This is a genomic window from Flavobacterium sp. AC105, assembly GCF_979258495.1.
The window spans coordinates 5,545,549-5,561,667 of record NZ_OZ409860.1 but is presented as its reverse complement, the minus strand read 5'-3'; the positions used below and the strand labels follow the sequence as shown (position 1 = coordinate 5,561,667).

Here is a 16,119-nt window from a genome sequence, read left to right as displayed (position 1 = left end):
TAACCTATCAAAATAATAAAGAGACATGAAATTTTTTATAGACACAGCAAATTTAAAAGATATTAAAGAAGCCAATGATTTAGGCGTTTTAGATGGTGTAACCACAAATCCCTCGTTAATGGCAAAAGAAGGAATTACGGGAGCGCAAAATATATTGGATCATTACATAAAAATCTGCGAATTGGTTGATGGCGATGTAAGTGCCGAAGTAATCTCAACAGATTTTGAAGGCATGATTGCCGAAGGTGAAAAATTAGCCGCCTTGCATCCTCAGATTGTCGTAAAAATCCCGATGATAAAAGATGGTGTAAAAGCAATCAGATATTTTTCGAACAAAGGAATCAGAACCAATTGCACGTTGGTGTTTTCTGCCGGTCAGGCTTTATTGGCTGCAAAAGCCGGAGCTACTTATGTGTCGCCATTTATTGGTCGTCTGGATGATGTTTCGACTGACGGAATGGTTTTGATCGAAGATATCAGATTGATCTATGACAATTATGGTTTTGAAACGCAAATTCTGGCAGCTTCAGTTCGTAATGTAATGCATATTATTAATTGTGCCAAAACCGGATCTGATGTTATCACCGGACCTTTAAGCGCAATCGAAGGTTTATTAAAACATCCGTTAACGGATATTGGTTTGGCTACTTTTCTTGCCGATTATCAAAAAGGAAATAGCTAGATTTTTGGTCCACGGATTTGGCGGGTTGAACGAATTTACGCTGGGTTATCTTTAAAAAATCTGTGTCAATCTGTTTAATCCGTTTAATCTGTGGGCAAACTTAAAAAGAATAATTTTTTAGTTTTATAATAGTAGTTTTATTGAAGTAAAAACCCTGAAAGTTTGTGGCTTTCAGGGTTTTGTTTTATTTAAAAAAGTTTCACGCAGATTTTACAGATTTGAGCAGATCAAATATTAAAATAAATCTGCATGAATCTGCAAAATCTGCGTGAAAAAATTATAGAGTTCAAGTATAAAAAAATAAAAATCTGTGTAAATACGTTCAACCCGCCAAATCCGTGGGCTAAAAATTTACAAATTCAACACAAAATCGTTAAGTAATTTCTCTTCGTATTTTTCTTTATTAAACGTATATAAATAAGATCCTTTTCTAGACGATTGCATGTCTTTTTCATCCAGTTTATTCAGGATTTCCAATGAATTAATCTTGCTGATAAAATTTCTTTTATCCAATTCCTTACTCAAAATTGCTTCGTATAATTCTAATAACTGACGCATAGTAAATTTTTCAGGAAGCAATTCAAAACCAATTGGTTTTATCGACGTTCTGTAACGCAATCTTCTAATGGCGTGCTGCACCATTTCGTTATGGTCAAAGATTAAATTTGGAGTATCAGCAATACTAAACCATTGGGCGTGGTAATTTTTGATTAATTCGGCATTATGATTTTCGATATTAATTAAAGCATAATAAGAAACCGAAATGGTTCTTTCGACAGGATCACGATCAATTTCGCTGTAAGCATATAACTGCTCCATATAAATATCGTTCAAACCTGTATATGTATTTAAAATTCTAATAGCAGCATTATCTAATACTTCGTCTCGTTTTAAGAAACCGCCAATTAAGGACCATTTTCCTTTTTCAGGCTCAAAATCCCTTTTGATCAAGAGTATTTTTAAACCTTCATTATCGAACCCAAAAATGATACAATCTACTGCTAATAAAGCTTTGTCTGCAGAGCTATAACTGTTTAGCATATGTTATTTTTTATTGGTAAATATATAAACTTCTTGATTCGTTTCATAATTTATTAATGTAGATTTTACACTTAACTATGTATCCAGATATAAAATAACGTTAAGAAAAAATTCTTTTTTGTTTAAAAATTAATCAGATTTTTCAATTTTCAATCGTTTTCGAGACGAAATTAAGGTGTTTTTTATAATAAAAAGTTAAAGCTAAATCAAAATTTGACATTCTTACCAAGAATTTTTTTACAAGAATATCTTTTTTTGGGTACTAAGATTATAGTCAAATCGCTGATTTTTATCTTTTTTAAATTTTTTCTCTCATCAGGATTTTTTGAGTAAAAAGCTGCTTTTTGCTTAAAAGTGTTGATTTTACACAAATTAAACTTCAAAAAGACTTATTTTTTGAAAAAAACATCAATTTTTAAATGTTGTTTTTACACTTAATTTATGATATGTATTTTTTTTCCCGCCTTTTTTTATCATATTAATTTGTTTTTAAGCTTTTTTTTTATTTAAATTTACAAATGTAAAATTAACACTTATAACTATACCCTAACCAACTTAAATAAACCAGTATGATAACAAACCAACGATTATTTTTTTATTGCAATTTTTTATTGCCAAAAAAAGAATGGCTTTTAGCATTATTGATGCTACTATTTTCCGTTAATCAAATGTCGGCTCAAGGCAAAGTGATTACCGGAGTTGTTACCTCGGCATCAGACAAATTGCCTTTGCCGGGAGTGAATATTATGATAAAAGGAACCAAAACAGTTGCAGTGACTGGATTTGATGGAGAATATTCGATTAAAGCATCTCCAAATGATGTTTTAATTTTTTCATTTATAGGATTTCAAAATAAAGAATTAACGGTAGGAAACCAAACAAAATTAGACGCCGTATTAGGTGAAGACACTAATAAATTAAATGAAGTAGTAGTAATTGGTTACGGAACACAAAAGAAATCTGATTTAACAGGATCTGTAAGTGTTGTAAATTTAGAATCAGCTAAAAAAACCGTAACATATGATGCTGCAAAAATGCTTCAGGGACAAGTTCCCGGAGTTACCGTACAATCTTCCGGAGAACCTGGAGGTTTTGTAAACATTAAAATCAGAGGGATAACTTCTTTTAGTAATAACAATCCACTATTTGTTATTGACGGTATTATGGTTGATGCTCCTTATGATTTTGCCCCGGGAGAAATCGAATCCATGCAGGTTTTAAAAGATGCTTCTTCGGCTGCTATTTATGGTGTTCGCGGTGCCAACGGAGTTGTAATTATTACGACTAAAAAAGGTAAAGCAGGAAAAACAGAGGTTAAATTCAAATCGATTGTAGGACTTCAGAATGTAACTAAAAAATGGAATGTAACAGACCGTTTGGGTTATCAGCAAATAACAAGCGAAGCCGAAAGAAACCGAGATGTCAGAGCTGGTGTTCCGGTAAGTATTGCACCTGGAAATGACCCGACAAGCCCTTCGTATATTTCAAATGTTAATACAGACTGGCAGGCAGAAGCGTTACAAACCGGTGTTATACAAAATCAGGCATTAACATTTACAGGAGGTGCAGAAGCTATTTCTTATAGTTTTAATGTGGATTATTTCAAAAACACAAGTTATGTAAAAACGCCTCAGGATTATGAGAGACTATCAACGAATTTGAATTTGAATGGTAAAAAAGGAAAATTCAAATACGGAGCAAAAATCGCTTACACACAATCAGACAAAGAGATTTTTAACGAATACAATGCAGGACAAACTGTAATTAGCGATATTTTGGGTGCTGTACCAACAATGCCGGTTTACGATGCTAACAGGCTTGGCGGTTACGGTGGAACGGATAATTTGACGCAAAGAGCAATTTCGATGAACCCAATTGGGTACAATAATTTGATTACCAACAACGGAAAAAGAAATCGTTTCATCGGGGACATATGGGGAGAAATTGAAATTGCGAAAGGTCTTAAATATAAACTGGATGTAAGTTATGACAGAACCGACTGGCAAAACAGAAAATTTATTCCGCCAAGTGATTTAGGATGGTATTATATTACTACAAACGACGAAGCTTCTTTAGATGTTTCTAACGGAAATGAATTGAGAACTTTCATGAACAATTTATTGACTTATGAAGTTACACTTGGTAAGCATAGATTTGACGCTCTTGCAGGATGGATTCAGGAAAGAAGAGACAATAACAATCACTGGTCAAGAGGTGTAGGATACAAACCGGGAGAAATTCCGATGCTTCAATATGCTGATTCAAGAGATGCCGGCGAATCTAAATTTACAATTACAGGAATCTCATACATTACAAGATTAAATTATTCTTATGATGACAGATATTTATTGCAGGCTAATTTCAGACAGGACAGAACGTCTCTTTTCAGCGAAAAAAATAACTCGGCAAACTTCTACTCTTTTTCAGGAGGCTGGAAAATCAGCAACGAAAAGTTCTTGCATTTACCAACATGGGTAAGCAATATCAAACTTAGAGGAGGTTACGGAACGTTGGGTAACAATACCATTCCGCAATACTTTTTTGCTTCAACCGTAAACAGTTTTGCAGGTTATGATTTTAACAATGAGCTTGCTCCGGGAACAACCGTTGTAGCGGCACTTGACCCGAATGTAAAATGGGAAAAAACAACCAGTAAAAACATTGCACTTGAATTGGGTTTTCTTGACAATGACTTACAATTTACAGGAGAATATTTTATAAAAAAATCAACTGATTTATTATTAGGAGTTCCGTTGCCATATTCTACAGGAGCATTTCCTGCAAATATCACCACAAATGCCGGAGATATGGAAAATCATGGTTTTGAGTTTACAGCATCATACAGCAATCATCATCATAAATTTAAATATGACATTTCTGGTAACGTAGGTACTTTAAGAAATGAAATAACAAAAATTGGTGTTAGCGGAAATCCTATTTACGGAGCAGTATCAAAAACAGAAGTAGGCAGATCTGCAGGAGAACTTTTTGCATGGGAAGCGATTGGAATTTTTCAAAACGCAGCAGAAGTTGCATCTTCTCCAACACAAACTGGTGCAGCTCCTGGAGACGTAAAATTTAAAGATGTAAACGGTGACGGAATTATCACAGATGCTGACAGAACTTTTCAAGGAGTTACGATTCCTAAATATGGTTTTGGATTGAATTTTAGTGCTTCTTATTCAAACTTTGATTTCTCTATGTTCTGGCAAGGAAGCGGCGGAAATAAAGTTTTCAACGCAATGTACCGCAATTTAATGGCTGGACAATATGGAAACCACAGTACGGATGAACTGAATTATTGGACTCCAACAAATACAAATACAAATATTCCGGCTCCCGTTATTGGTGATCCTAACGGAAACGGCAGAGATTCGAACAGATTCATTGAAAGCGGAGATTATGTGAGATTGCAAACCATGGAAATGGGTTTTAATATTCCGTTGAAAGATAAATTTATCCAAAAAGCAAGAGTATATCTTAACGGACAAAACTTGTGGACTATTACAAAATACACTGGATATGATCCTGATTTTAATAGTGACGGATTAATTTCAAGAGGATATGATGCAGGATCTTTTCCAAATCCAAGAACAATTTCTTCTGGGAGTAGAAGTAAATTTCTAAACTGGTTTAACCAATTAAAAACGTATTAAAATGAAATATAAAATATATAACTATATAGCAGTTTTCTTTTCACTGGCTGTTTTAACAACAAGCTGCGTTGAAAATGAAGATTTGACACAACTTGACCCAAATAATGATGCTGTTGATTCATTCTGGAAAACAGATCAGGACGCCATTGAAGGTGTAAATGCCGCTTACGGAAGTTTATTAACAGATGGGACGTACATGAGAAGTACACCATTATTATTAGACGCAAGATCAGATGATGCCCGTACAAACAGCCCTTGGGGATCAATGTACAATGCTGGTCACTTTAACTCAAATGTTGCAGATGCCTCTATTTACGGATGGGCTTTTGAAACCTATTACCAGGGAGTTTACCGTGCCAATCAGGTTTTAACAAACGTGCCAAATATTAAATTTGAAGATGAAGCGCTTAAAAACAGAATATTAGGACAAGCGTATTTCTTAAGAGGATTATATCTTTTTCATGCCGTTAACATGTTCAAAAATGTTCCGTTACCAACAGAATTAGCGGTTTATTATCCACAAAAACCACAAGCAGAAGGCTGGGCTCAGGTTATCGCCGATTTTAAGGCTGCTGCCGAATTATTACCAACTTCTTACGCTGGAATTTCAGGACTTGACGCAGGTCAAAAAGGGCGCGCTACAAAAGGAGCAGCCTTAGGATATTTAGGAAAAGCTTATTTGTTTACCAAAGATTTTGCTAATGCCAAAACAACTTTCAGACAGGTTATAGATTTAGGAGTTTACTCTTTAGTATCAAATTACCGTGACAATTTTACAACTGCAAACGAAAACAATTCAGAATCACTTTTTGAAGTACAATTTAGCAGAGATGCAGGCGGTGTCGATTTAGGTTGGGGCGGAGCTCCGGCATCAGGCTGGGGGAAAACTTCGGCAAGAGCCATCACTTATGCGCCAAGAGCTTTTGGGTGGACAGATGTGCAGCCATCATGGGCCTTATTTAATGAATTTCACGATGAGAAAACAAAAACGGGAGATCTTGATCCGCGTTTAGATGCTACAATTTTTTACAATAAACCAGGCGGAATGAAATTGTATGGTAAAGATTTTGCGACTTTCTACGCTTCAAGCCCGGGAGATTTAAATGATATATTCTGTAGAAAATACCAAAATTCAGATGGAGAATTTGCTGACGAATACGATTGGCGTTCCGGTATCAACGAGCGTTTGTTAAGATATGCCGATATACTTTTAATGTATGCCGAATGTTTAAATGAAACAGGAGATACGCCGGGAGCTTACGGATATATTCAAATGGTAAGAAACAGAGTTGGATTACCTGATTTAGCAACTACAAAACCAAATATGTCCCAAGACCAGATGAGAGATCAAATTGGTCACGAAAGATTTTTGGAATTCCCTCTTGAAGGACACCGTTTCGATGATATTCGTCGTTGGGGATGGTTGCAGGATGCTGCAAAATTAGCATGGTTAAAAACAAGAGACGCCGAGTTTAACTCCTACACGCCAGGAAGAGAATATTACCCAATTCCACAATTAGAAATGGATAATAATCCGGGAACTGTTCAGAATGACAGTTATTAATTTCCAGTCATAGTCATAGTCTCAGTCACAGTCTCAGTTTTCAGTCTCAATGTAAACTGTAAACTGTAAACTGAGACTGTAAACCGAGACTGTAAACTGAGACTTTATTTGAATTAGTTAGAATATTTAATATCATGTAAAGGCCTGAAAATCTTTACATGATATTATCTTAAAAATATAGAATGAGATTGCAATGAGATAATAATGAACACAGTAACTAAAAATTATAACAAATGAAAACAATTACAAGTTTGGTTTTATTAGCAGTATTATTAGTAAGTTGTCAAAATGAAGATGTCATAAATCCTTCAGGCGAGACTGCAGTAGCAGCAACTCAGAATTCTCAAACAAAAAATCTAACAGCAAAAACCGTTACCGGAACAGTTCCGTCACACGATCCAAGTACAATTGTAAAAAGCGGTGTCAATTATTATGTCTTTACAACAGGCGATAATATTCCAATGACCTATTCTACCAATTTGGTAAACTGGAGTTGGGGAACATCAGTATTTACTTCAACTCCAAGCTGGATTTCAGGATATGTACCCGGTTTTACCCAAACCTATTGGGCACCGGATGTAGCGTGGTTTAATAACCGTTGGAACATGTATTACTCTTGTTCAACTTTTGGTTCAGCAACTTCGGCAATTGGATTGGTAACTACGCCGGCAATTTCGCAAAGCGCAGGAACAACCTGGACAGATCGAGGTGTTGTCGTTTCTTCGTCTTCATCATCAGATGTAAATGCAATTGATCCTTCCATTTTAGTAGACGGAAGCAATGTTTATATGGCATACGGTTCCTGGCATGCAGGTATCGGAGTCATCCAAATTAATCCTTCAACAGGAAAAACAACAGGAAGCAAAACCATCGTAGCAGGCGGAAGCAGTGCAAGTTGGGAAGCGCCTTGTTTAATAAAAGAAGGAAGTTATTATTATATGTTCGTAAACCGAGGCAATTGCTGCAACGGCGTAAACAGCACTTATTATATTGTAGTAGGTCGTTCAACAAGTCCGTTTGGACCCTTTACAGACAAAAATGGAGTGAATTTAAAAAGTGGCGGCGGAACAACAGTTCTGGCAACACAAGGAAATTATATAGGACCCGGACATTTATCCCGAATTGTAGGAACCCAAAAAGGATCTGTTCATTATTATGACGGAGCAGATAACGGAAATCCTAAACTAGAAATTGTATATTTCACTTGGGCATCAGGATGGCCAACACTTTCTTATTAAAAATTACTATTCAGAGGAAAGTTTCATAGCTTTCCTCTTTATAACTTAAATTACCTTATTCCAATAAAAAACAAATTATCCTCGTATGAAAAAAGCACTTTTAATCACATTTCTTATTACCCTTTGTAATCAGGTTAGTTTCGCTCAAGGCGGAATTACGGTAGTAACCATAAAAAATACTGCAGAAGCACCAACGATCAATAAAAACATCTACGGACATTTTGCAGAACATTTAGGACGCTGTATTTATGGAGGTTTTTTTGTGGGAGATACATCAAAAATTCCGAATACAAAAGGAGTCAGAAATGATATTATTAAAGCTTTAAAAGAATTAAAAATTCCGAATTTAAGATGGCCGGGCGGATGTTTTGCCGATACATACCATTGGAAGGATGGAATTGGACCACAACAGGAAAGACCAACAATTGTAAATAAATGGTGGGGCGGCGTAACGGAAGATAACAGTTTCGGGACACACGATTTCCTGAATATGTGCGAACTTCTGGGCGCAGAACCTTATCTGTCAGGAAATGTAGGTAGCGGAACGGTTCAGGAATTGGCTGATTGGGTTCAATACACCAATTTTAGCGGTAAAAGTCCGATGAGTGATTTGCGTAAAAAGAACGGAAGAATCGAACCGTGGAAAGTTAAATTCTGGGGAATTGGAAATGAAGCCTGGGGTTGCGGCGGAAATATGACAGCAGAATATTATGCAAATGAATACCGCAAATTCGCCACATTTATGTCGGATTGGGAAAATACCGGCGGAATTACACGAATTGCTTCAGGATCAAACGGCGCCGATTATAACTGGACAGAAGTTCTAATGAAAAACATTCCAATCAATATGTTGGGCGGACTTGGAGTGCATCATTATGCCGTAATCGATTGGGATAAAAAAGGTGATGATAGAAATTTTACTGAAGACGGATATTTCCATACCATGCAATCAGCATTAAAAATGGAAGAGTTGGTTACCAAACATGCTGCAATTATGGATAAATACGATCCGGAGAAAAAAGTAGCCATGCTAGTTGACGAATGGGGAGGTTGGTATGATGTTGAAAAAGGAACAAATCCCGGATTTTTATACCAGCAAAATACCATGAGAGATGCCATTTTAGCAGGATCAACGCTAAATATTTTCAACAATCACGCAGATAGGGTCCGTATGGCAAACTTAGCACAATGTGTAAACGTTTTGCAAGCCGTAATCCTTACAGACAAAGCAAAAATGATTACAACGCCAACGTATAGCGTAATGAAAATGTACAGCGTTCATCAGGATGCTAAATTATTACCCGTAAGTTTTCAATCGCCGTTATACACCTTTAACGGAGAAACGCTTCCGGCAGTTTCAGCTTCAGCATCAAAAGACAAAAGCGGATCAGTACATATTTCTTTAGTAAATGTTGACGCAAAAAATAAAAACACAATCGAAATTGATGTAAAAGATCTTGGCGTAAAAAACTTTACAGGAACCATTTTAACATCAGCAAAATTACAAGATTACAATTCGTTTGATAATCCAAATAAAATTGTACCAAAAGTTTTTAAAGGTTTCGAAAACAAAAAAGGAAAACTTGAAATTACGATTCCTCCTTTCTCAGTAGTGGTTTTAGAAGGAAAATAAAACATAAAAAGATGAAAAAATTCAATTCCATTATAAAAATTGCTTCACACTTTGGGCTGTTTTTATTTGTTTTTGCCGCGGTAAGCTGTTCAAAAGATGATCCGGCAATAACGCCAGTAATCACGGATCCGCCAGTTGTTGTGCCGCCAGTGGTTACGCCTGCTTTTCCGGGACCAACTTATGCGGATAATTATACCTCGATATCAGCTTGGGGAAGTCGCGCGCAATGGAATTTAGCCAACGTACACGATCCATCTGTAGAAAAATGCGGTGAATACTATTATATGTATCAAACCGATGCTTCTTACGGAAATGCAACAGACGGACATGGACACTTTTTTTACAGAAGATCAAAAGATTTAGTCAATTGGGAATTTATGGGATCCTCAATGACCGAAGCTCCGGCCTGGGTAAAAGATTCCTTAAATAACAAAAGAGCCAGAATGTCTCCGGCTTTGCCACCCATCACAAATCCTAATTATGGATATTGGGCGCCATGCGTTCGCAAAGTGGGAAATATTTACAGAATGTATTACAGCATTGTGGTTACAAACCCAATTGTGGGCACAGATACCAATACTTCCTGGACAGAGCGCGCTTTTATTGGCTTAGCCGAAACAGATGATTTGGCTTCAAACAATTGGACAGACAAAGGAATGGTAGTTTGCTCTGAACCTGACGGCGCAAAAAGTTATGTGAGAAATGGCGGATCAGATTGGGATGCTTATTTTAAATTTAACGCCATTGATCCAAGTTTTATTCAGACACCAGAAGGCGATCAATATTTAATTTACGGTTCCTGGCATTCCGGAATTGCAGCTTTAAAACTGAATCCAACAACCGGAAAACCGGATAAATTAAAAACTATTGACGATTACGGAGTACGAATTGCAGGACGCGGAAACGTAAATACAAACCGTTGGCAAGCACTCGAAGGACCTGAAATTATCTATAATCCGGATACACAATATTATTATTTGTTTTTGGCTTATGACGAATTATCGGTTGCGTATAACACACGTGTCGCACGTTCAAAAAGCATTTTAGGACCTTATCAAACCATTACCGGAACCAGCATTACAAACGGAGCCGATTGTTTCCCAATGTTGACACATCCATACTCTTTTAAAAATCATACAGGCTGGGTTGGAATTTCACACTGCGGTATTTTCCAAAATCCGGAAACCAAACAATGGTATTACGCTTCACAAGCACGTTTACCGGAAGGAGTTGCCGGAATCGCGGTTTCAAACGCCGTTATGATGGGACATGTTCGTGGTATTCAATGGACAGAAGATGGCTGGCCGGTTATCGATCCGGAACGCTATGCTGCTGTACCAGCGACAACAATTTCCGAAGCCAGTTTTGTGGGAACATGGGAACAAATCACCATGAATTACCAATACAAAACCATTCAGAAATCAGTAACGCTTTATTTAACCGCAGATAAAAAAGTAAGCGGCGATGCAAATGGAACATGGTCGTATGACAGCACCAAAAAAATCCTAACCGTAAATGGTGTAAAATGCAATGTAACAGATGCCTGGGATTGGGAATTAGCGACAAGAAAAGTAACTATAAGTTATTCAGGTTTAACGTCAGGCGGATTACCGGTTTGGGGTAAAAAAGTAAATTAAAATTATTTTGTTTCACGCAGATTTGACAGATTAGAGCAGATTAATTTTAGATTTTTATTAAAAGTAATCTGCGGTTATCTGCTTAAATCTTTTTAAATCTGCGTGAAAAAAAATTCGTGAATTCGGGGCAAAAAAATCTACTTAAAAAAAGAGTTTCATAGAATTAAAGGATAAAGAATCTGCCTGATCTGCAAAATCTGCGAGAAAATATAATGTGTAAAATAATCATAATGAAAAATATAGTATCACTTTTAGTTTTGCTTGTCTTCTGTCAAACAGTTCAAAGCCAAATTGATCCCGCAAAATTCAATAATCCCATTATAAAAGATCAATATACAGGCGATCCGGCGGCATTGGTTTACAAAGACAAAGTGTATTTGTACGCCGGTCATGACGAAGCACCAAACGATTTTAATTTCTATAAAATGAATGAATGGGTCGTATATTCTTCATCAGATATGAAAAAATGGGAATCACATCCTGTACCCTTAAAAGTAACAGATTTTGCATGGGCAAAAGGCGATGCATGGGCTTCGCAGGTAATTGAAAGAAACGGGAAATTTTATTGGTATGTAACAGTAGAACATGGCTCAGTACCCGGAAAATCTATTGGAATTGCAGTTTCAGACAGTCCAACAGGACCATTTAAAGATGCTTTAGGAAAAGCCTTAATTACAAATGACATGACCAAATTTAGCGATATAAGCTGGGACGATATCGATCCAACGGTTTATATCGATACGGATGGACAAGCTTATTTGTTTTGGGGAAATACCGCTTGTCATTACGCCAAATTAAAAGAAAATATGATTGAAATCGACGGCCCAATTCACCACATCGATTTACCACATTATACCGAAGCGCCCTGGATTCACAAACACAAAAACTGGTATTATTTATCATACGCTTATGAGTTTCCGGAGAAAATTGCCTACGCCATGAGTAAATCAATTACTGGTCCGTGGGAATTCAAAGGAATCTTAAATGAGTTAGCCGGAAACAGCAACACCAATCATCAATCGATTATAGATTTTAAAGGACAATCGTATTTTATCTATCACAACGGAGCATCACAACCCAATGGAGGAAGTTTCAGAAGATCTGTTTGTGTAGACAAATTATATTATAACAAAGACGGAACAATGAAACGCGTCGTAATGACATCTGAGGGAATTCAATAAATAGTTTACAGTCACAGTTTCAGTTTTCAGGGCAAACGGTTACTTTAACAGTTTTCAGCCCAAGCTTAAATTATCTTATATCACTTATATGGTGAAAAAAAAATATCCAATTATGAAGTTTTACAAAAACATAAAATATCCGCTTTTTGTTCTTATGATGCTGACAGTTTCAGTTTCATTTGCGCAGGAAATTGTCGTGCACGATCCCGTTGTCATCAAACAAAAAGACACTTATTATTTGTATTGCACCGGAAACGGAATCAGTGTTTTTAGTTCGAAAGATTTAAAAAACTGGAACAAAGAGCCACAGGTTTTTGCAGAAAAGCCAGTCTGGGCAGATGGCGTTGCAGCCGATTTTAAAAACCACATTTGGGCGCCGGATATTTCGTTCCATAACAATATCTATTATCTGTATTATTCCGTTTCGGCTTTCGCCAAAAATACATCGGCAATTGGCGTTGCGACCAATACAACATTAGATCCAAAAGACAAAAACTATAAATGGGTCGATCAGGGAATTGTGATTCAATCGCAGCCAAATCGTGATATGTGGAACGCCATTGATCCGAATTTAATCTTCGATGAAAACAATACACCGTGGTTATCTTTTGGTTCTTTTTGGGAAGGATTAAAAATGGTAAAACTAAATCCCGATTTAAAATCGATTGCGCAACCACAGGAATGGCATACGATTTCGAAGCGTAAAAGAACATTTGAATTACCGGATTCTGATCCCGGAGATGGCGCACTTGAAGCCCCTTTTATCTTTAAGAAAAATGGCTATTATTACCAATTTCTTTCTTGGGATTTATGCTGTCGCGGAGAAAAAAGCACGTATAAAGTCGTTGTTGGAAGATCTAAAAATGTAACAGGACCTTACGTAGATAAAGACGGAAAATTATTGACAGAAGACGGAGGAAGTATTCTAGTTCAGGGCGATGAAAATTACTTTGGCGTAGGCCATAACAGCGCTTATACATTTGATGGGAAAGATTACATTTTCTATCACGCCTATGAAAAGAAAACCAACGGAACGCCAAGATTAGTCGTTAAAGAAATGACTTGGGACAATGATTTGTGGCCCGTTTTAAAATAGAATAAACCATATAATGAAAAAATACACTTTCCATATTTTGACGATTTGTATGCCACTTTTGATTTTGATTTCCTGTAAAGAAACCAAAAATAATGTGGTACAAACCAGTGACAAAACTTCTGCCTTAAAAGCAGGTTATCAAATTGAACCCGTAAACATTCAAAATGTAAAATTAACGGATTCTTTCTGGTTGCCTATTATCAAAAGAGTGCAGGAGGTTACGATTGCGTATGCCATTCAGAAATGTAATGAAGAAGGTCGTTTTGAGAATTTCTTAATTGCCGGAAAACAAAAAACTGGAACAGTAAGAGGCGAAATGCCTTTTGATGATACGGATGTTTATAAGATTATCGAAGGCGCATCGAATACTTTAATCAGCGCACCAAATCCAAAATTAGATCGCGTTTTGGATTCACTTATTGCAATCGTAAAAATTGGTCAGGAAAAAGATGGATATCTTACAACCTGGAGAACTATAAATCCGGCAAAACCACCAGCGACTTGGGTTCCGGTTATTGAAGGAAAACGTTGGGAATCATTGCAAATCAGTCACGAATGCTACAATTCAGGACATTTAATTGAAGCTGCTGTTGTGCATTTTGAAGCGACTGGAAAAAGAAATTTTCTAGACATTGCGATCAAAAATGCAGACTTATTAGTGAAAACTTTTGGCGATGCTCCTGGTCAGGTAAAAGGAGTTCCGGGACATCAAATTGTAGAAACGGGTTTAATTAAATTGTATCAAATTACGGGAAAAGAAGATTATCTAAAATTGGCGAAATACTTTTTGGACAATCGAGGAAATCCAAACAATCATAAATTATATGGCGAATATGCGCAAGATCATATTCCGGTGGTACAGCAAAATGAAGTAGTTGGTCACGCCGTAAGAGCCGTTTATATGTATGCGGGAATGACAGATATTGCTGCCATGACAAAAGACAAAGCCTATACCGATGCCGTAAATAATTTATGGAATAATATGGTAAACAAAAAAATGTACATCACGGGTGGAATTGGTTCGAGACATGACGGAGAAGCTTTTGGCGCCAATTATGAATTACCAAATTTAACGGCATATAACGAAACCTGCGCTGCAATTGGCGATGTATATTGGAATCATAGATTACACAATTTATACGGAAAATCAGAATATTTTGATGTGATCGAAAGAACGATGTACAACGGATTAATCTCTGGAATTTCATTAGACGGAAAACAATTTTTCTATCCAAATGCCTTAGAAGCCGATGGCGTTTTTAAATCAAACAGAGGATCTTGTACGCGTCAGGCCTGGTTTGATTGTTCTTGTTGTCCAACGAATTTAATCCGATTTATTCCGTCGATTCCGGGATTGATTTATTCAAAATCAAAAGATGTTTTGTATGTGAATTTATACGCATCAAACAACGCTACTTTCACTTTAGGAAAAACCGATTTACAGATTTCTCAACAAACCGGATATCCCTGGAACGGAAAAGTTTTTCTTTCGGTTAACCCGAAAAAAGAAAGCCAATTCACGATTAAACTGAGAGTTCCGGGTTGGGCAAGAAATGAAGTTTTGCCGGGAGATTTATATTCTTATAAAAAAGCTTCGACTCAAAAAACAACCATTAATTTAAATGGAGAAGTTTTAGCAATTCAGCCACAAGACGGTTATTTCACCATCACCAGAAATTGGAAAAAAGGAGATAAAATCAATCTTAATTTCCCAATGGAAGTTCAGGAAGTTCAAACAAATGCAAAAGTAGAAACGAACAAAAACAAAGTCTCTTTAGAATATGGTCCAATAGTTTATGCTGTAGAAGAAATCGATAACAAAACCAATTTCGATAAAATAGATGTAGCCGCCGGAGATACTTTCAAAGTAAAAAAAGATGCCAATTTATTGCAAGGTGTAAACGTCATCGAGAATTCAAAATTCAAAGCAATTCCTTATTACTCTTGGTCAAACCGAGGCGTTGGAAAAATGAAAGTTTGGCTGGATTATAAGAATTGAGAATATAGAACAAAGAACATAGAATATAGAACAAAGAATAAAGAAAATAGAATAAAGAGGCAAGAAGAAAGATAATGTCGCAGATGATGGGATAAAAAAGATTTAAAAAAGTTCCGGAGGAACGATTCATATTGTAGAGACGGATTTCAATCCGTCAGACGCATACATGAAAAAATCTGCTCAATCTGCCAAATCTGCGAGAAAAATATTAAACACATAGAAACATAGATTCTAAATGAATAAAAAGACAATAAAACAAATCTGGATTTGCACACATAGCCCCGATCCCGAAGCGTCGGGACGGGATGAATTTAAAAAAATGAAATGCCTTTTTCCAGAATCAAAAGCTATGAGTCTATGTGTTTAAAAAATAAAGTCAAAGTATAGAAAAT

Annotated in this window: 10 protein-coding genes; 9 read left to right on the top strand and 1 reads right to left on the bottom strand. The window is 36.3% G+C overall.

Annotated elements, in window-relative coordinates; translation table 11 throughout:
* Positions 1-25 precede the first annotated feature (25 nt).
* Complete coding sequence (fsa, locus tag ACZ0AH_RS23125) at positions 26-682, top strand: fructose-6-phosphate aldolase (RefSeq protein WP_463478071.1); 657 nt, start codon at positions 26-28, stop codon at positions 680-682.
* 351 nt (positions 683-1,033) lie between these two features.
* On the opposite strand, the gene ACZ0AH_RS23120 is transcribed toward fsa, so the two are convergent.
* Complete coding sequence (locus ACZ0AH_RS23120; protein ID WP_463478070.1) at positions 1,034-1,723, bottom strand: NUDIX hydrolase; 690 nt, start codon at positions 1,721-1,723, stop codon at positions 1,034-1,036.
* Between the two features lie 569 nt (positions 1,724-2,292).
* Between ACZ0AH_RS23120 and ACZ0AH_RS23115 the strand changes: the two genes are divergently transcribed.
* From ACZ0AH_RS23115 to ACZ0AH_RS23080, 8 genes are all read left to right on the top strand, one after another.
* Positions 2,293-5,379, top strand: coding sequence for a SusC/RagA family TonB-linked outer membrane protein (locus ACZ0AH_RS23115; RefSeq protein ID WP_463478069.1), 3,087 nt, complete (start codon positions 2,293-2,295; stop codon positions 5,377-5,379).
* Between the two features lies 1 nt (position 5,380).
* Positions 5,381-6,943, top strand: coding sequence for a RagB/SusD family nutrient uptake outer membrane protein (locus ACZ0AH_RS23110; RefSeq protein ID WP_463478068.1), 1,563 nt, complete (start codon positions 5,381-5,383; stop codon positions 6,941-6,943).
* 233 nt (positions 6,944-7,176) lie between these two features.
* The gene (locus ACZ0AH_RS23105) at positions 7,177-8,181 is read left to right on the top strand and encodes an arabinan endo-1,5-alpha-L-arabinosidase (RefSeq protein ID WP_463478067.1); all 1,005 of its coding nucleotides are present in this window, start codon (positions 7,177-7,179) and stop codon (positions 8,179-8,181) included.
* A gap of 85 nt (positions 8,182-8,266) precedes the next feature.
* Positions 8,267-9,814 carry an alpha-N-arabinofuranosidase gene (locus ACZ0AH_RS23100; RefSeq protein WP_463478066.1) on the top strand — a complete coding sequence of 516 codons (1,548 nt, stop codon included), beginning with the start codon at positions 8,267-8,269 and terminating at the stop codon, positions 9,812-9,814.
* An 11-nt stretch (positions 9,815-9,825) separates the two neighbouring features.
* Entirely contained in the window at positions 9,826-11,451 is a 1,626-nt protein-coding gene (locus ACZ0AH_RS23095) for an arabinan endo-1,5-alpha-L-arabinosidase (RefSeq protein ID WP_463478065.1), read from the top strand.
* A gap of 230 nt (positions 11,452-11,681) precedes the next feature.
* Entirely contained in the window at positions 11,682-12,632 is a 951-nt protein-coding gene (locus tag ACZ0AH_RS23090) for a glycoside hydrolase family 43 protein (protein WP_463478064.1), read from the top strand.
* A gap of 112 nt (positions 12,633-12,744) precedes the next feature.
* Positions 12,745-13,728, top strand: coding sequence for a family 43 glycosylhydrolase (locus tag ACZ0AH_RS23085; protein WP_463478063.1), 984 nt, complete (start codon positions 12,745-12,747; stop codon positions 13,726-13,728).
* Between the two features lie 13 nt (positions 13,729-13,741).
* Positions 13,742-15,727 carry a glycoside hydrolase family 127 protein gene (locus ACZ0AH_RS23080; protein WP_463478062.1) on the top strand — a complete coding sequence of 662 codons (1,986 nt, stop codon included), beginning with the start codon at positions 13,742-13,744 and terminating at the stop codon, positions 15,725-15,727.
* Positions 15,728-16,119 lie beyond the last annotated feature (392 nt).

Bases quoted from the DNA above. Each gene is read 5' to 3' on its own strand.
- ACZ0AH_RS23085 (WP_463478063.1), top strand. From the start codon at position 12,745: ATGAAGTTTTACAAAAACATAAAATATCCGCTTTTTGTTCTTATGATG.
- ACZ0AH_RS23115 (WP_463478069.1), top strand. From the start codon at position 2,293: ATGATAACAAACCAACGATTATTTTTTTATTGCAATTTTTTATTGCCA.
- ACZ0AH_RS23080 (WP_463478062.1), top strand. From the start codon at position 13,742: ATGAAAAAATACACTTTCCATATTTTGACGATTTGTATGCCACTTTTG.
- ACZ0AH_RS23105 (WP_463478067.1), top strand. From the start codon at position 7,177: ATGAAAACAATTACAAGTTTGGTTTTATTAGCAGTATTATTAGTAAGT.
- ACZ0AH_RS23110 (WP_463478068.1), top strand. From the start codon at position 5,381: ATGAAATATAAAATATATAACTATATAGCAGTTTTCTTTTCACTGGCT.
- ACZ0AH_RS23100 (WP_463478066.1), top strand. From the start codon at position 8,267: ATGAAAAAAGCACTTTTAATCACATTTCTTATTACCCTTTGTAATCAG.
- ACZ0AH_RS23095 (WP_463478065.1), top strand. From the start codon at position 9,826: ATGAAAAAATTCAATTCCATTATAAAAATTGCTTCACACTTTGGGCTG.
- ACZ0AH_RS23120 (WP_463478070.1), bottom strand. From the start codon at position 1,723: ATGCTAAACAGTTATAGCTCTGCAGACAAAGCTTTATTAGCAGTAGAT.
- fsa (WP_463478071.1), top strand. From the start codon at position 26: ATGAAATTTTTTATAGACACAGCAAATTTAAAAGATATTAAAGAAGCC.
- ACZ0AH_RS23090 (WP_463478064.1), top strand. From the start codon at position 11,682: ATGAAAAATATAGTATCACTTTTAGTTTTGCTTGTCTTCTGTCAAACA.